At 36.6% G+C, this 16,893-nt stretch carries 17 protein-coding genes; 8 read left to right on the plus strand and 9 right to left on the minus strand.

Features of this window, described 5'->3' with window-relative positions; genetic code table 11:
* Positions 1-106 precede the first annotated feature (106 nt).
* Both LO754_RS19540 and LO754_RS19545 read right to left on the minus strand, forming a co-directional pair.
* Positions 107-1,237 (minus strand): glycerate kinase family protein, encoded by a 1,131-nt coding sequence (locus LO754_RS19540; protein ID WP_231785073.1) that lies wholly within the window; start codon positions 1,235-1,237, stop codon positions 107-109.
* 215 nt (positions 1,238-1,452) lie between these two features.
* Positions 1,453-2,958 carry a coproporphyrinogen III oxidase gene (locus tag LO754_RS19545; protein ID WP_231785074.1) on the minus strand — a complete coding sequence of 502 codons (1,506 nt, stop codon included), beginning with the start codon at positions 2,956-2,958 and terminating at the stop codon, positions 1,453-1,455.
* 176 nt (positions 2,959-3,134) lie between these two features.
* Between LO754_RS19545 and LO754_RS19550 the strand changes: the two genes are divergently transcribed.
* Positions 3,135-3,512 (plus strand): hypothetical protein, encoded by a 378-nt coding sequence (locus tag LO754_RS19550; protein ID WP_229387698.1) that lies wholly within the window; start codon positions 3,135-3,137, stop codon positions 3,510-3,512.
* 147 nt (positions 3,513-3,659) lie between these two features.
* On the opposite strand, the gene LO754_RS19555 is transcribed toward LO754_RS19550, so the two are convergent.
* The 3 genes from LO754_RS19555 to LO754_RS19565 all read right to left on the minus strand — a co-directional run bounded on the left by LO754_RS19555 (position 3,660) and on the right by LO754_RS19565 (position 5,999).
* The gene (locus LO754_RS19555; protein ID WP_231785075.1) at positions 3,660-4,322 is read right to left on the minus strand and encodes a ribonuclease H family protein; all 663 of its coding nucleotides are present in this window, start codon (positions 4,320-4,322) and stop codon (positions 3,660-3,662) included.
* A 174-nt stretch (positions 4,323-4,496) separates the two neighbouring features.
* Positions 4,497-4,841, minus strand: coding sequence for a YlbF family regulator (locus LO754_RS19560; protein ID WP_024362319.1), 345 nt, complete (start codon positions 4,839-4,841; stop codon positions 4,497-4,499).
* Between the two features lie 15 nt (positions 4,842-4,856).
* A complete protein-coding gene (locus tag LO754_RS19565) occupies positions 4,857-5,999 on the minus strand; it encodes a DUF445 family protein (RefSeq protein ID WP_231785076.1) in 1,143 nt (380 codons plus the stop codon).
* 221 nt (positions 6,000-6,220) lie between these two features.
* Between LO754_RS19565 and LO754_RS19570 the strand changes: the two genes are divergently transcribed.
* The 4 genes from LO754_RS19570 (at position 6,221) to LO754_RS19585 (ending at position 9,792) form a co-directional block, all read left to right on the plus strand.
* Positions 6,221-6,424, plus strand: coding sequence for a YheE family protein (locus tag LO754_RS19570; protein WP_024362321.1), 204 nt, complete (start codon positions 6,221-6,223; stop codon positions 6,422-6,424).
* A 170-nt stretch (positions 6,425-6,594) separates the two neighbouring features.
* On the plus strand, positions 6,595-7,005 hold the full coding sequence (locus LO754_RS19575) for a hypothetical protein (protein ID WP_231785077.1): 411 nt from the start codon (positions 6,595-6,597) through the stop codon (positions 7,003-7,005).
* 460 nt (positions 7,006-7,465) lie between these two features.
* Positions 7,466-8,809 (plus strand): hemolysin family protein, encoded by a 1,344-nt coding sequence (locus tag LO754_RS19580; RefSeq protein ID WP_255313809.1) that lies wholly within the window; start codon positions 7,466-7,468, stop codon positions 8,807-8,809.
* Positions 8,810-8,883: 74 nt separating this feature from the next.
* Positions 8,884-9,792, plus strand: a complete 909-nt coding sequence (locus LO754_RS19585; protein ID WP_024362324.1) for a cation diffusion facilitator family transporter — start codon at positions 8,884-8,886, stop codon at positions 9,790-9,792.
* Between the two features lie 47 nt (positions 9,793-9,839).
* Here the strand turns inward: LO754_RS19585 and LO754_RS19590 are convergent, their stop codons facing one another.
* Together LO754_RS19590 and LO754_RS19595 are read right to left on the minus strand one after the other, a co-directional pair.
* Positions 9,840-10,586: an effector binding domain-containing protein gene (locus LO754_RS19590; protein ID WP_231785078.1), complete on the minus strand. Its 747-nt coding sequence runs from the start codon at positions 10,584-10,586 to the stop codon at positions 9,840-9,842.
* A 91-nt stretch (positions 10,587-10,677) separates the two neighbouring features.
* On the minus strand, positions 10,678-11,604 hold the full coding sequence (locus LO754_RS19595; RefSeq protein WP_024362326.1) for a helix-turn-helix transcriptional regulator: 927 nt from the start codon (positions 11,602-11,604) through the stop codon (positions 10,678-10,680).
* A gap of 410 nt (positions 11,605-12,014) precedes the next feature.
* On the opposite strand from LO754_RS19595, the gene LO754_RS19600 reads away from it, so the two are divergent.
* Entirely contained in the window at positions 12,015-12,773 is a 759-nt protein-coding gene (locus LO754_RS19600; RefSeq protein ID WP_231785079.1) for a response regulator, read from the plus strand.
* 468 nt (positions 12,774-13,241) lie between these two features.
* On the opposite strand, the gene LO754_RS19605 is transcribed toward LO754_RS19600, so the two are convergent.
* On the minus strand, positions 13,242-13,889 hold the full coding sequence (locus LO754_RS19605; RefSeq protein ID WP_024362328.1) for a response regulator: 648 nt from the start codon (positions 13,887-13,889) through the stop codon (positions 13,242-13,244).
* A 13-nt stretch (positions 13,890-13,902) separates the two neighbouring features.
* Positions 13,903-15,018, minus strand: coding sequence for a GAF domain-containing sensor histidine kinase (locus LO754_RS19610; protein WP_024362329.1), 1,116 nt, complete (start codon positions 15,016-15,018; stop codon positions 13,903-13,905).
* 214 nt (positions 15,019-15,232) lie between these two features.
* Here LO754_RS19610 and LO754_RS19615 point away from each other — a divergent pair, with 214 nt between their 5' ends.
* Together LO754_RS19615 and LO754_RS19620 are read left to right on the plus strand one after the other, a co-directional pair.
* Positions 15,233-15,655, plus strand: a complete 423-nt coding sequence (locus LO754_RS19615) for a disulfide oxidoreductase (RefSeq protein ID WP_025220530.1) — start codon at positions 15,233-15,235, stop codon at positions 15,653-15,655.
* Between the two features lie 203 nt (positions 15,656-15,858).
* Positions 15,859-16,698, plus strand: coding sequence for an RluA family pseudouridine synthase (locus tag LO754_RS19620; protein ID WP_024362331.1), 840 nt, complete (start codon positions 15,859-15,861; stop codon positions 16,696-16,698).
* The last annotated feature ends 195 nt before the right edge of the window (positions 16,699-16,893 follow it).

Consider the following 16,893-nt stretch of genomic DNA (forward strand, 5'->3'; position numbering starts at 1 on the left):
AAAGCATTCATATCGCTTATTTTAGCATATTTTCAAAATAGTTAGCATAGCTTTTTGAGCAAGTTCTCGCTCCTACAAACATCATAATTGTTTGCGTGACTGGCACTCAATTTTTCACGTAATGCGCTACTAGTTGTTTTGTTTTCATGCGAATGAAACGATATGGTTCTTGCATTGCCTGCACAACAGTAGTGGATTCATCTACTAGTGATTCCACAACGGTAAAAAACTCAAGCAAAGCAGGCTTATCCTTTTCATCAACAGCACCAGACAATAGCACAACATGAGCATTTGTTGATTTTGCAGCTAGCGCTACCCCCAATGGCGCCTTTCCATGTAATGTTTGACGATCCGATTTGCCCTCACCAGTAATAACTATTTGAGCGCCTATCAAATGCCTTTTTAACTGTACTGCCTCTAACACAATATCTATGCCTGCTTGGAAAGTGCCATTTAAAAAGGCCATTAATGCGCCACCAACGCCTCCTGCCGCACCAGCTCCTTTATAATCGTGTAAACGAATGTGAAATTGTCTTTCCACAATATCTGCAAATCGTTTTAAACACTCATCGAATAAAGCAATTTCATGCTCTTTTACACCCTTTTGCGGACCAAAAATTGCTGTAGCTCCGCGCTCTCCAATCAAAGGATTATCCACATCACAGGCAATAGTAAATGTTGCCTCAGATAATCGTACATCGAGTTGACTACTATCAATGGATGCTAAATCTAGTAATCCCGACACGCCATTAGCAATGGATGAACCATCACCTTTCCTAAATTGCAGCCCAAGTGCCTGTAATAGACCGATACCAGCATCGTTTGTTGCACTGCCACCAATACCGATAATAAACTGACGAAAACCTTTATCCAGTGCAGCCTTAATTAACTGCCCTGTGCCATACGTTGATGCTAGCTCAGGATTTTTTTCGCTATCCTGCAACAGCATAATACCTGAAGCTTGTGCCATCTCAATAACACAGGTTTCTTCATCCCCAAGCACTCCATAGTTTGCTTTAATCATTCTGCCAAGCGGATCAAGTACACTTGCTGAAATATATCTCCCGCCCGTTGAAGCAATAAGTGATTCTAATGTACCCTCTCCTCCATCCGCTACTGGTAAAATAACTGTCTCAATTGCTTGATCTACATCCAAGACCCCTGCCTGCATTGCCTTTGCAACCTCAAATGCAGATAAAGTACCTTTATAAGAATCTGGACAAATAATGACTTTCATCTTATACCCCCACTCTGTTCATATTTACCTCGTTGTTAGCAGTCAGACAATCCTATAGAATACTAAATGTTAAGCGCTTACAAATTAGTATAATGACAATAAATTCAAAAGCTAGAGGAAGGTTGTGCGGCGATTCGCCCTGCCTTTATGGCGATTCGTAGACATTAAAACAGCAAAAGTGTTAGATTCTCACAATCAATCTAACACTTTGCTCTTTATGCATGATATAAATCATTTAATAGCTCGATTTTTTTACCTATGGCTTCTTCAAACGTCATAATATAAGCCGCCGGATCTTTTGGATTATGGAACTGTGTAATCTTCCCTGTCTCAGGGTGAACAAATTTAGAAGATGCTCCACAGCCAATCCCTAAAATCGTCTGCACTTCCTCCATAATGACAATATTATAAATGCTTTCTTCGCCTGCTTTACTATAGCCTACATTTTCTAAATTACCTAAAATATTTTTTTGACGGTATAGATAATAGGGAACATAATCATTTTCCTTCGTCCACACTTGTGCCATCTGCATCATTTCTGCTACCGTATCACGATCAGCTACTTTATATTTATCTTTATTACGCGTCATTTCTGAAGCACGTTTAAAGGATAGCGTGTGCACAGTTAACGACTCTGGTTGCATTTTTGCTGATTCCTCTAAAGAATGTCGGAACTCCTCTGTCCCTTCATTCGGCAAGCCAATAATTAAATCCATATTAATATTATTCATACCGGATTCACGTGCTAACCAAAACTTATCAACCGTTTCTTGTACCGTATGATGACGTCCAATTGCCTTTAGTGTTTCATCTGTATAAGACTGCGGATTAACACTAATTCGATCAATGCCCCATTTTTTTAAAACAGCTAATTTTTCTGGTGTAATCGTATCCGGACGACCGGCTTCAACTGTTACCTCACGAATCGTTTCAGGATGTGGGAAAGAGTCATACATCGTTTGATATAATGCATCCATTTCATGTGCTTCGATTGAAGTGGGTGTACCCCCGCCCCAATAAATAGAAGTTATTTTCATGTTATTTTCTGTCAGCCATTTACCCATTTCACGTAATTCGATGTGTAGTCCATCTAAAAACGTGGTCACACGCCCTTGCTTACGGTTACTACCAATTGCATAAGCCGGGAAGGTACAATAAGCGCATTTGGTTGGGCAGAACGGAATGCCAATATAAACGCTAATCTCTTTCCCGATATGGTCTAAGTCAGGAATTGTAACTAACTGTCGTTCAACAATGTTTTTCAACAATGCTACCTTTTCCTCTGACAATCGAAAATCATGAATTAACACTTCTGCAATCGCTGCGTCATCCATACCAGCTTTACGGAATTTGTGATAGAGCTTTGTAGGACGGACACCTGTTAAAATACCCCATTGTTGATGCATCCCCGTATGTTGCTCAAGCACATCTAAAAATACATGCGATAATGCACGTTTCATACGAATATTTTGCTCACGTCCAACAGCTTCTGTCGCATATTCAATATGGTAATCATTTGTATAGCGTTTATCATCAACCTCTAATACCGCGCTTGTATAGACAGTAAAATTAGCATCAACGCGGTAAGTGAATGCAACTGACATCTCCGCTTCTTGTGCATTTGTACTCAACTTCGAATCCTCAAAAAATAAATTCGCAATATGATTTAAAACGCGAATCCAATCTTCAGGATACTTTTGATCTATTTGAATAATTTTCATCGTTTTCGCTCTCTTCTTTCAATATTCCAGTGTACTCTGTTCAATAAATGGATTGCCTCAATAGTTTAACAAATTTTATTCATGATAAGCAAAACTACCACAATGACAGAATATTCCGTCTAATGATAGACATATAAAATAATATTACTTATAATTTAAAAAAGGTGGTGTTGATAGTGGTTTTAGTTAAAGGCAAGTATTCTCCTGTTTCTAACTTCATTGAGCATTTAGAAGTAGCTTTCCATCATTTTGATTTACAACGCTGTGATGAAAAGACTTTGTATGTAACCATATTACTGAAATATCGTGGGCAAAAAGTTCTTTGTGATTTGATTTATCTTATCAATCAACAAGAAATGTACGGGGCTATCTCTATCAACGAGCATTATAAACACGCCCGAAACTTTATTCAACAACATTTTCGCCATACCCTTCTCTATTCTGATGAATTACGTTTAGCTCATAACTTTATGCATACATTTCCTTTCAAGCAAACTTTACAGCAATTCGCCAAAAAGTATCCGAAGTATATAACAAATAAACAGCTCGTATAGGACAAGTAAGCACAGAGACTCCTACCGCAAAACCCCACGAAATCTAATATGTATGGTCAATAAAAAGACTGAAGACAATTTCAAATTTCTTTGACCTTATCTTCAGTCTTAGGAGCTATCATTAGTTTGACACCTCACGTTCGTGTATTATTCCTTTATCATTTCACTCAACCCTGTAATATCAATACCGTTTAATGCTTGTGTAGCCAATCTGTCCGCTTCAGTATTTTCTTTTCTGGAAATTAGTTGATAGTTTGCTTGTAGGCCAAGCTCGCTTAGTTTTGCATCGATCTTATCCGCCCAATCTGACAAATCCTTTTCCAAAGCTGGCCACTCGCCAGTTAGCTGATTAATAACTACTTGCGAATCACCTACAATCTGTATCGGTAGATGATGAGCATTTAATAATTCAAGCTCTACTAAACCTAAATATAGCGCGGCATATTCAGTATCATTATTTGATTTCAGTTCAGCAGAAAATGCATTTTTTCTTAACCTATATGGCTTACCATTTTGCTCATAATAAATGGCACAACCAAGACCAGATTGTCTCGTTGCACGGTCAAAGCCTCCATCAAAATAAACAGTAATGTTATGAGGTTCTGTTTCAACTTCTTTTAAATAAGCCTTGAGCTCCTTGATAGACCAGTTCGTATTCTGTCGGTCAATAAATTGTAGTGATTTGACACGTCCAGTACGTTCCATATCTTCTGCCAACAATAAAGCTTGTGCTGCCGGCATTTCCTCTGACCTTAATACTGTTCCCGCACCCTTTGGTGTTTTATAAGCCCATTCAATTAAAACATGCATGACAATCCCTCCATAATATAAGCTACGGTTAACTAAAGTGAAAACGTGTCTCGAATAGCCGAGACACGTTTTCCTACTTACTTTGTTATATGTGCAAATAACCGTTTATTTATTCGTCGCAACATGTAACAGTCTATCGACAACTATTTTCAGCTACTATAGTTTTTGACTTACTTACATACCTTCATACAACGACTGTATCGGTTTTACTAAAATGCGATTTACTTCTTCGATTACACCACTTAGCTTCATCTCTGCCTCAAGCATCGCTACAATTTTCTCATTTTGTTGCGCAAGCTGAGCAGTTTTTTGTGCATAAATCAGTTCATCTTCTTGTAAATCCTCACCAGCCATTTGTTTCTTCTGTAAATCCACCTGAATTTTACGGAAGTTTTGGAATAACTTTATCGCATCTTCATCTGCCTTCACTACAGCGACTGCTGCTTCCAATGCTTTAAATTCCTCTGTTTTACGGAAAGTAGCCTCCAAAGCATTAATTTCATTATAAATATTAACCATTCTTATTTCCCCTTTCTAAATCAAGTAAACAATTAAACCTTGCACAATACCAATTAAACCACCAAGAACTGCGCCTAGCACTGTAATCATTTTAAATTCACGCTTGGAAATACCAAGTACAAGCTCTTCTAGTTTCGATACTGGGAACGAATCCACTTGTTCACGAACTACTTCTTGTAAATTTAAACGTTTTAGTACATCTTCTAATTTATCTTCCGCTCTAACAAATGCTTTATCAATTACTTGAGGTATTACCGTTTCCCTCATCCAAGAACTACCTGTTGGCCAATAATAAGAAATAGGATGCTGTAAGCGTTCTGCTACTGCTAATTGATCTTTTACATAGCTTTGTAAATTTGCCAATATCGGTTCAAAGTCAATATCCCCTAAATAATCCATAGCCGGTCGGTCTTTTAACTTTTCCCATTCTTGTGTAAAAATGTTTGTCAGCAGCGATGTTGTCCCTGGGGCTTGTAAAAACTTTACAAGCTCGCGTTGTACTTTTCCGACAAGTGAGGAGGAATCCCCTAAAAACATATTAATCATACCGCCAAGTGACCCTTTTGACGATAAAAAGTCATCAATCATTGCTTTTATCGTCATCTCGCCTGCGGGTGATAAAAAATACTCCTCACCCTTCTCTAAAATATGTCCCACTGCTAATGGAATTTTAGCATCAATCGTATTTTGGATGTCCTCCGATAACAGTGTACGAATTGATCTCGTGGATAATGTATTCTTTACTGATTCAAATTGTCCCGCTACTATTCGTTCAACTTTTTGTTCAATAGTGGCAGGCATATCAGAGAAGCCAGCTAAATCTAGCCAGTCCTGAATGGTTTTATCGTTCGTGAAAAATGTCTCTTCAACTTTTACTTGTGCAAATTGTTCAACTTTATCTTGAATATCTTTAGAGAAAAATTTCTTTCTAAACGTCTCAGGTGTTAATAAATAATTTACAACTGTAAGACCTAATTGTTTCGCTAGTTCATCACGTCTTTTTGGAATAAGACCCGGTGTAAATGGTACGCGCCAATTTTTAATATAAATTGCTTCGTGCGGTCGAAAAAGCATTTTAATCGCTAGATGATTTGTTATACCACCGATTGCGGCGCCGATAATTGCCATAAATAATAATGTCACTAAAAAATTGTCCATTAGCATCCTCTCATTTCAATCGTATTCACATTTGGCGTAATTTGTCGCCTATTGCACTCATTATAGCAGAGCAATGAAATCCAACGAAAGAAATACCCTCCATTTTATTACGACAAAGCATAATTGTTCCTATCAAAACATCATCCGATATTGTTTAGTTGCAATATTACCACTATCCTTGAATAATATTAAATACATATCATTAGAAATGGGGTTTGTATATGATTCAGCATTTTAGCTTTAAACCTTTATTTGAAAATACACAGCTTCCTGGATGGGCCATTTCCTTTTTCTATCAACGTGAACGTTACGCGGCAGAATATTTAAAGGATGGCGTCATCCAATGGATTGGTCCTATTCCTCCACATGAAGAAGATGTTAAAAAAATGATTCATGAGTTAATGCTCTTCCATATTTATGACTAAAAAAACCAATATTTTTTTGCCTTTGCATAATTAAAAACGCCTAATTTTTACTATTAAAACCACTGCTATTATACGAAAAGTGTCTGTTTATATTGATATTCCTGTATTTTTCTTATACATTTAATAAATGAATTTAATTCTAAATGTTTTATATGCAGGAGGCTATTTCAATGAGTAAAGTCGCACTTTCTGATGACTTAAATAACTATAATTCAAAAGCGTTAATTCGTGCTAAAGTAAAGGAACTTTTTTCGGAATTTTCCGCAAAAATTTTCGAGTTAGTCGATGAGTCCAGTTCAATCGATAGTAAAAAATTCGAAGCACTATCTGGATATAGTAGTAATTTTTACAGTGAGTATTGTAGCCAGCTAAAAGCTATTTTCGAATCTCCTAGTGCACTAGGAAAACGTTCCATTAAACATCTATACTTATCTTACAATGGGAAACATTATGTCCTAATACAACAAGGACTAACCGAAAAGGCTCCTATCACCATCTCCACATACTTAGACGCGATCCCTTTAAAAGAATCTGTTCATGATGTGGAAAAGGCTTGTCTAAAGTTGCGCTTCCAACAGTAAAAAATGATTGCCCTATTTAGAAATACATATTACAAAAGTATCCATTTATGTGCTTCTCGTTCGCGCAAAAAAGGTTGCCTCATATGAGACAACCTTTTTTTGTTGCATATTAAAATAATTCATTTAAAAAAATCCGCAAGTAAAGCTCTCTTGAGATTTTTGACGTGTCGTTTTATATGAGATGCAAATGCTTCTTTCTCTAAACAAACTATCCTTGCTCCATTTAAAGTTAGCATAATGCCTATTGATTTTCAATCATTTGTCATCTGAAAGTATCCGTTTTCTTTATTAGCAAATCCATCTTAAAATAGTATAAAAAAGTCGTTGTCAATATTTGTGTTTTAGTTACAAATAACTTATGATTAAAACATCCAACAATTTTTTAAATCATAGGAGGTGTACACTTTGTTTACTTCCCTCATTTGGGCGGGGACAAAGGAATTATTTGGACGGAGACATATTGGAAATAACCATTAGGTTGGCGGCATTCGCCCTACTAATTATAATGACAGGATTTTTCGTTGCAACTGAATTTGCAATCGTAAAAGTGAGAACTACCCGCATCGATCAATTACTCGCAGAAGGACATAAAAAAGCGAAAAATGCAAAACGTGTTGTATCGGATTTAGACGAATACTTATCTGCATGTCAATTAGGTATTACCATTACAGCACTTGGACTGGGTTGGCTAGGTGAGCCTACATTTGAAATCATTTTACATCCAGTGTTCGAGTTTCTAAATCTGAGCGGTAGCATAACATCTATCCTTTCATTTATACTTGCATTCTCAATCGTAACGTTTATGCATGTAGTTATTGGGGAATTGGCGCCAAAAACTTTAGCCATCCAAAAAGCAGAATTTGTAACATTACACTTTTCTGGTGCATTAATTTTATTCCACAACATTACTTATCCAATCATTAAATTATTGAATGGCTCTGCACGTGGTTTAACAGGTCTATTCGGTCTTAAAATGATGTCAGAATCAGAAGTTGCACATACTGAAGAAGAATTGCGCATGATTTTGTCAGATAGTTTAAAAGGTGGAGAAATTAATAACGCAGAATATGAATATGTTAACAGTATCTTCGAGTTCTCAGATCGTCTTGCAAAAGAAATCATGGTGCCACGTACTGAAATCGTCGGAATTGAGAAAGAACTTACGATTAAAGAAGTATTTGATTTAATGGGTGTGGAGCAATATACTCGTTATCCAATTATCGACGGGGATAAAGACCATATTATTGGATTAGTGAATATGAAGCACTTATTAACTGCTTATATTAAAGATCCTGCAAATGGCGATAAACTAGTAATTGACTATATGCAACCGATTATTCGCGTGATGGAAACTACGCAAATTAACGGATTGTTACTCAAGATTCAACGTGAACGTATTCATATGGCTATTTTAATGGATGAGTATGGTGGTACATCAGGTCTTGTAACCATTGAAGATATTATCGAGGAAATTGTCGGGGATATTCAAGATGAGTTTGATGAAGATGAAATTCCAGAAGTACAGGAAATTGCAGAAAATCATTTTATTTTAGATGCAAAAATGCTACTAGAAAATGTCAATGATATGCTAGGTACTGACATAGAAGATGATGATATCGATACGATTGGTGGTTGGTTCATGACAAAGCGTTTTGATGCAATCGAAGGTGATAGCATTGAAGAGCAAGGTTATGAATTTACAGCAAAAGAATTAGATGGTCACCACATATTATACTTAGAAGTTCTGAAATTACCTGAACTTGATTTAACAAATGAAATCGAAGAATCGAAAGACGATAAATAAAAATGCAAAACGACTCCCTTTCATATAAGGGGGTCGTTTTATAATGCCCGAAAGTTTTGCGAGGAGGAAACAAAATGGAGCTCTATACAAATTTACGTCAAGGGGAAAAAGGAGCTTGGCTATCAATTGCCACTTACTTAATACTGAGCTCAGTAAAACTAACAATTGGCTATATCGGAACATCAGAAGCTTTAAAAGCAGATGGATTAAACAATACAACGGATATCATCGCATCCATTGCCGTTTTAATCGGCTTACGCATTGCTCAAAGACCACCAGATTCAAATCACCAATATGGTCATTTACGAGCTGAAACTGTTGCGTCACTCGTTGCCTCATTTATTATGCTAATCGTCGGCTTACAAGTTTTAATTGCTTCTTTACAAGGACTATGGGAGCCATCTGGCACAACACCATCTTTGTTAACAGCATTTGTGGCAATCGGAAGTGCAGCCGTCATGTATGTTGTCTATCGTTATAATTTAGCACTGGCAAAAAAAATACGAAGTGCGGCTGTAAAAGCTGCTGCCTATGATAATCGCTCGGATGCGCTGGTCAGTATCGGCACAGCCATCGGGATATTCGGAGCAATTTTTGGCTTTCCGATTATTGATACATTAACAGCCCTTGTTGTAGCTTTTCTAATAATTAAAACTGCTGTAGAAATATTTTGGGAAGCGGTTCAAAGTCTTACTGATGCCTTCGATATTGATGAAGTCGAGACATTATCGGTATTAATTCGCAATGTTAGTGGCGTTATTGAGCTTTTAGATTTCAAAGGGCGTGCGCATGGGAATATGTACTTTATCGATGTAACAGTGACTGTCGATCCTTATTTAAACGTCTTTGAAAGTCATCGTATTACAGAGGAAATTGAACATACCATTATGCGCGAAAACCGCTTTTGTCAGGTGCTTGTGCATATTGAACCACATATCGAAGAACTACCTCCAACAAGCAAAAGCCAGTCACCTACCATTTGATGGTAGGTACTGGCTTTGTTGTATTATGTCACTCGCTTTTATTGTATTTACTTAATTGCAATATAAATATCCACCTGTGCCTCATGAGGCTGGACACATCGTTCATCATACAATTCAAAGTCTCCACTATACGTTCGTTCTACTTCCGTAGTATTGGCAAACCAAGCCCAAATATCTTGCCAAGCCTGTATTACAATATCAGGCATTAGCCCTTTTTCTGAAGTGAACACTAAATATTTTGATGCGGGAATTGTTTTTATGACCATACCTGTTGGAACTTCAACGTCAGCCGATACCTCCACTCCAAGCGTGAGTGTATATTCTCCGTTCACATCTGTTTCGTAATCTGAATACAACCCATACATGCCGACATTATTTTGTGGACTTGGTAGTTGGCCTGCAATATCTTGCTGGTAATAAGTGGTCCATAATTGTGGTATTTTCGCTTGTGCTGTGATTTCGTTCGCATTATTCGTTTTTGCTGAAATCCCAGCGATATGAAAGCTTTGTTTTTCTTTCATCACAGGTTGTTTTCCAGTATCTGTTCTCCATCTTTTTAAACGTGGTAAAAAGGAAGCTAACATTTGTCGTGCTTCTTCTTCTGCCATCCCTTCTTCCTTTAAATGAGGTACACATATGTCAATCATTTCATGGATCGTTACATTCGGCTGTTTAAACGCTCCTAATTCGTAACAATATGTGCAATAGTCCCGACAAACTTGCCCCTCTTTTTCTGTTCCAAATAATTTTTCATGCACTAATGGCATCCCACAGCTTTGGCAATAACTTTGCATAGTTTACGTCCACCCTTCGTTTAATTTGTTATTACTATAACAAAGCAAACTTGACATCTGTATGTCATCTATTGAATGGACAAAAATGATTTTACCTATTGTTTGCTGTATATATTTCGACTATTTCTTGTGCCCGTTTTTGCACGATATCAACTAAATAAGGTGGGTCAAGAAGCTTTATTCGATTACCAAAGCTCAGCAAAAAGCCATAGAGCCATTCATCTTCCGGCAATGCAACATGCACGATGGACCTTTCATAATCTATCTGTTCCACCCCAAATGTTTCTTCAATCAATGTTAAAATCTGTGCATCAAATGACAGTGTGAGTTCTACTAAATTTTCTGGTTGTTGCCATGCTTTATCCCACGGAAGGTCAGATAAATGTACTTCCTTTCGTTCAAAGCTGCGTTGCTCCTCTTTCATTTGTTTCATTCTTGATATTTTGAATAGCCGAAAACCGTTTCTTAATGTGCAATAGCCGTAAATATACCACATCTTGCCTTTTTGGACTAAAGTGTGCGGCTCTATTATTCGATTGGTCATCGTACCATACGTAGTCGAATACAAGAAGCTTACACAACGCTCGCTCTCGATTGCATTTTTCAATAATGTGATTTGTTCTTTTAATAGTATATTTTGTCCCCATGGACTAAGGTCAATAAAAAAATGATCAATTGATTGTTTTACTTGCTCATCTGCTACGCCTGTTAACTTTTCTAAAACAGCTTTAGCATGGGCATCCTCATAGGAGGTTAAAGCACTTTTAAGAGCAATTGAAAGAGAGGTTAGCTCTTCTTTTGTTAATACTTGTTTATCCATTCGATAGCCTTCCATTAAACTTATTCCGCCATTAACCCCTTGTTGGCTTAAGATTGGAACCCCCGCACAGCTCAGGGTTTCGACATCCCGATAAATGGTTCGAACAGATACGTCAAATAACTCGGCTAATTCCTGTGCTTTTACTTTTTTACGATTAATTAAAATCATTGTCATCGTGAGTAAACGATCTACTTTCATTTCTTCAATCCCTCAACTTTGTACATTTTTTTAAATCACACACTACTTTTCCACAACAAAGTAATTTTCAATTACTTATATCCTATTATTTTTAAGTATTTTTTAAGTACCTTTTGAGTTTTCTTTAAGTCAAATGTACTATAATAACGGCTATTACATAATACAAGCATTAAAAAGGTTTTATAAAATAAGAAAAAAAAACAAACTTTAACCCTTCAATCAAATTTCTAGTTTAACTATTATATTTTTATTTTTTCAAAATAGTTTAATTATAAACGCTTATACAATTATTTCAATTCTCTTAACAGTACATAAAAAACTTCTATCCTCTAATAAGGGGGAGACCTTTTCAAAAACAATGAACTAGAGTTTAATGGTTTTCAATTTAATTGTATAAAGGAGATTTTGATGTGATTCGAGCCGTTTTAATAGACAAAGAACCTCTAGCTTTACACTATTTTCAAAATAAGCTACAAAACTTTCAACAAATAGAGGTTACTAAAACCTTCACTAGTGTAAAGCTATTTTTAAATAGCCTTCCATCACTGGACTTTGAAGTCATATTTTTAGAAATAAAGCTTGATGAACTGAATGGGCTTGAAGTTGCTGATATTATCAAAAGCAATCGACCACATGTAATTGTTATCTTTATTACTTCGTATTCAGATTTTGCCATACAAGCATATGAAATTGGAGGACTTGATTATTTACTTAAACCGATTAGCCTAGCACGATTAGAAAAAACCGTATCACGTATTGAACATGAATTTTCTATGCAACAGTTGGTACATCAAACTTCTAATACTACGTTAAACGTCCAATGCTTTAATCAATTCGCTACCTATAGCAACAATAGTCTCGTTTCCTTCAAAACAGAAAAAACAAAGGAATTATTTGCTTATTTCATATTACATCCAAACATGCCCATTCATCGGGATGTTCTCATTGAAATTCTTTGGCCAAATTTAGATTATGTTCGCGCAAAATCGAATTTGCATACAGCCTTATCCTATTTAAGGAAAACGTTAAATAATATGGGATATTCCAATTGTATTATATTTTCAAATAAGTATTATGTTTTTGAAAAACCGAATATCATGTGTGATTTATATGACTTCCAAGATTATTTTAGTGATTTCAAGAAGTTAGATTGCCCCCTCTGTCATTAATCAATCAATGCCTTGCCATTTATAAAGATGGGCTACTCATTTTTGATGATTATGAATGGGCTACTGCAGACAGAGATAAGCTAACTAAATCCTACATAGAGTTATTGGAAAAAGGCTTTCAAATTAGCATAATGAATGAAACAGAAGTACCATAGATTATCTGAATCGTTTATTAGAGTTCGACCCTTATAATGATTATAAAATCGAACAATACTTAAAACTGTTGATTGATGCAGGAATGCAAAAACAGGCTCACTCTGTTTTTTTAACCTACGAACAAAAATTAAATGAAGACTTTACTTACGCCGAGTACTACATTACAAGAAATGTCGAACAAATTATTTAGTCATAATCAATAAACTTATACGAACGACATGGTGAATCTTTGCAAAATGCACATAACAAAAAGTGTTAGATTGCCTTTAATCAATCTAACACTTTTTCGCTTTTGTCCCATTTCGGGTTATTCTACTGACCACTGCCCTCTGTCAATCCATGCTTTACTGCATATAGCGCAGCCTGCGTCCGATCTTGTACTTGTAGTTTCGTAAAAATATTTGAAATATGTGTTTTCACTGTTTTTTCCGTAACGAATAAAGATGATGCAATTTCTCGATTGCTTTTTCCCTTCGTAAGTTCAGCAAGTACATCTTGCTCACGCGGGGTTAGTGGATTTAACACATGTAGTGCATTTTCTGATTGTTGTCGATCCATTTCAAGCGTCGATGTTGCTTCAGGGTGCAAAGTATGTTCCCCTTGCATAATGCGACGAATTGATAATACTAATTCATCGGGTTCAATATCCTTTAGCTGATATCCTGCCGCTCCAGCTTCCATAGCTGGTACAACATGATCTCGGTCAGAAAAACTCGTCAACATTAAAATTTCAATTTGTGGAAACTTAGCTTTTATACGTTTTGTTGCTTGAATACCATCCATTTCTGGCATTACTAAATCCATTAATATAATATCCGGCTGTATACTTTCAGCAAGTGCGACCGCTTCCACACCATTTTTCGCTTCCCCTACCACTTCAATATCTTTCTGTGTCTTTAAAAAAAATAATAATCCTCGTCGGACTACATGATGGTCATCTGCAATTAGTACACGAATCATTGTCGTTCCCCCCTCAATACGGTAAACGAATTAGCAGTTCAGTTCCCTTGCCAATTTCGCTTACCCAGTCAGCAGTACCTCCTACCGATTTAGCCCGATCCTTTATCGATTGTAAGCCCATAGATAGAAGCTTAGTATCATGATCAATCACAAAGCCTCGTCCCTCATCACGAATAACTAATAATATATCCGTAGCTGTAACAGTAATATAAAGTGCCGCCTCAAGTACTCCAGCGTGGCGACGAACATTATTAAGTGCCTCTTGTGCCACACGAAATAATGTTTCTTCAATACGAGATGGAAATTGTAGTACGCCCGATACGGTAACATGAAGCTTTAAGCCAAGCATTTCTGCATACACTTTTATCGCTTCTAATAACCCATTTTCCAAGCCTTTTGGTCGTAGCTGCCATATTAGTGCACGCATTTCAGTTAAAGCATCTTGTGTTAAATGTTGAATTTCCTTAAACGTTTCCTTTACTTCGCTATCGTTACTCATTTCAATGCCAGCCCTCGCCGTTAATGTCACGGAAAATAATAGCTGGTTGACAGAATCATGTAAGTCACGTGCTAATCGGTTACGTTCTTTCACAAGTGCCATTTCCTGCTCTTGCTTTGTCAATAATATCCGTTTAATAGCCGAGCCCATTTGAAAGGCAACTGATTCAAGTAAAGCAAGTTCCTCCTCTGAAAAACGCACTGTATTTTTGGACGCTACATTCAAGACACCAAAACGTTCCTGCCCCGATTGAAGTGGTACTGTTGCATGATGTGTGATGCCATCGTGATCGCCAACATTCGCAGCAATTGCACTTTCGATACGTTGACATTCAATAATGTTCGAAGCCTTTTTTAACTCTTCATTGCGATAGCGGGAGACACACCAACAACCTCCCTTTTTTAAATAGTGACAATTTTTATATTCAAGTGCCTCTGGTAAATTTTCATGGACAACGAGCTCTGATCGTCCCTTCTCGTCAATAAAGAATATCCAGCCTGTTTCAAAATTTGTACCATTTAAAAACTTTACTAGTGCGCCTTTTAATGTTGTGACGATTTCTGTTTCTTCGTTCAATAACTCAGCAATTTCCTTTAAAATACTAATATTGGAGTGCTCGTTCTCTCTCACAAAAACACCTCTTTTTATTGGCATTACTACTAGTAATGATAACATTTCCAAGTCGCAGGTGTCTGCCTGAGCCATTCATACTTTAGACTGAATTTCCAACAGATTTTGGAATGCTATGAGCGTATTGGCTGGTTATAATTGAAACATTTTACTTCTAAATTCAAAACACATATAATCTTAACAAGTACAGCGTTATAATAAAGGGAGTTTTGATATGTCTAAAAAAGAGGAAAATAGTTTATTATTTATTTGGATAGTGTCCGTCGTTGCAACACTCGGTTCTTTATATTTTTCTGAAATTCGTCATTACGAGCCTTGTAAAATGTGTTGGATTCAACGTATATTTATGTATCCAATTGTAATCATGACTACTATAGCCCTTATTCAAAAAAATACACGTATTGCGGTAACAACAGCCGTCTTTGCTATAATGGGGGGTACAGTATCACTTTATCATTATGGTATTCAGAAACTAAGCTTTTTAGCTGCATCTGCCCCATCTTGTGGTGCCGTATCTTGTACAGGTCAATACATAAACTGGCTTGGGTTCATTACAATCCCGTTTCTGGCCCTAACTGCATTTATTTTAATTGCAGGAGCTAGCTTCTATTTACTAAAGGCTTCTAAAGCAAAGTAAAGCTCTCTTTCATGTAAGTATATTGTTTAAAAGACAGAACAACATAAGAAAATTCGCGCTATGCCTGCGGGACTGCGATTCAAGCTAGATTATCTAGCGGCTTTAACATTTGTTTCGTGTGAATCACCTGCGGAAATGGAGCGGATTTTTTTGTATCAAAAACAAGGGTATCTAAATAGACCCTATTCCACGGAGGAAAATCGATGTTTCAATATGAAATAAAAGACAGTAATATCACAGTTGAGGAGCTTTTGCGAAATCATTGGCGACTGGGAAAAAAGCTAGTACATGAATTACGTATGGCAAAGGCTGTCACAACAATAGATGGCGAGCCCTTACTTTGGAAGGAGCCACTTCCAGCAGGAACCATGTTAAAATTTACATTCCCAATCCCAGCTTCTAACTATAAACCAACACCTGTTTGTGCAATTGACGTTGTTTATGAAGATGATCACTGTTTAATTGTCTCTAAACCAAAGGGTATGTCCACCCATCCAAATGATGACTACGATACACATACTTGTATGAACCATGTAATGGCTCATATGAAAGAGCAAGGCCTTCACTATGCAGAACATGTACATCGTCTAGATAAGGGCACTGAAGGTTTGTTATTAGTTGCAAAACATCCTTTAGCCAAATCCATTTTTGATCGGATGATTGAAGAAAAGACGATTATTCGTACGTATGCTGCCGAGGTACAAGGCAATCTTCGCTCCACATCTGGTACGATTGCTGAATCTATTGGGAAAGATCGTCATCACCCAACACGACGCGTCGTTTCAAAGACAGGTCAACATGCCGTCACACACTATGAAGTTGTAGCACGCTATAAACATTCTTGTGTTGTCCACCTTGTACTAGAAACAGGTCGTACACATCAAATTCGTGTACATTTGGCGCATATCGGTCATCCTATTATTGGCGATACAATGTACGGTGCACGTGAAACGGCAAGTGGTGACTATGAACTACATGCTATCCAATTAGAATTTGAACACCCATTTTTAAATAAGCTCATTTTAGTGAAAGACGAATCATAGCAACCTCATCGTAGTACAAACCTGCTCAAGGTTTGTGCTATTTTTTATGGAAAAGTTCCAAAAATAAAAATATCCATTTTTAATATTTATTTCAAATTAGAATATGAATTTATGAATTAATAATTACTTCACCTATTTTTTACAATAATTTTAATATTGATTTTTCCAATATTGGTAATGACGATGGATTTCTTT

The sequence above is a fragment of the Lysinibacillus sp. GJ-1 genome (assembly GCF_021166035.1).
Classification (GTDB): Bacteria; Bacillota; Bacilli; order Bacillales_A; family Planococcaceae; genus Lysinibacillus; species Lysinibacillus sphaericus.

Coding starts and splice junctions, on each gene's coding strand:
- LO754_RS19540 (WP_231785073.1), bottom strand. CDS start 1,237: ATGAAAGTCATTATTTGTCCAGATTCTTATAAAGGTACTTTATCTGCA.
- LO754_RS19545 (WP_231785074.1), bottom strand. CDS start 2,958: ATGAAAATTATTCAAATAGATCAAAAGTATCCTGAAGATTGGATTCGC.
- LO754_RS19555 (WP_231785075.1), bottom strand. CDS start 4,322: ATGCATGTTTTAATTGAATGGGCTTATAAAACACCAAAGGGTGCGGGA.
- LO754_RS19560 (WP_024362319.1), bottom strand. CDS start 4,841: ATGGTTAATATTTATAATGAAATTAATGCTTTGGAGGCTACTTTCCGT.
- LO754_RS19565 (WP_231785076.1), bottom strand. CDS start 5,999: ATGGACAATTTTTTAGTGACATTATTATTTATGGCAATTATCGGCGCC.
- LO754_RS19570 (WP_024362321.1), top strand. CDS start 6,221: ATGATTCAGCATTTTAGCTTTAAACCTTTATTTGAAAATACACAGCTT.
- LO754_RS19575 (WP_231785077.1), top strand. CDS start 6,595: ATGAGTAAAGTCGCACTTTCTGATGACTTAAATAACTATAATTCAAAA.
- LO754_RS19585 (WP_024362324.1), top strand. CDS start 8,884: ATGGAGCTCTATACAAATTTACGTCAAGGGGAAAAAGGAGCTTGGCTA.
- LO754_RS19590 (WP_231785078.1), bottom strand. CDS start 10,586: ATGCAAAGTTATTGCCAAAGCTGTGGGATGCCATTAGTGCATGAAAAA.
- LO754_RS19595 (WP_024362326.1), bottom strand. CDS start 11,604: ATGAAAGTAGATCGTTTACTCACGATGACAATGATTTTAATTAATCGT.
- LO754_RS19605 (WP_024362328.1), bottom strand. CDS start 13,889: ATGATTCGTGTACTAATTGCAGATGACCATCATGTAGTCCGACGAGGA.
- LO754_RS19615 (WP_025220530.1), top strand. CDS start 15,233: ATGTCTAAAAAAGAGGAAAATAGTTTATTATTTATTTGGATAGTGTCC.
- LO754_RS19620 (WP_024362331.1), top strand. CDS start 15,859: ATGTTTCAATATGAAATAAAAGACAGTAATATCACAGTTGAGGAGCTT.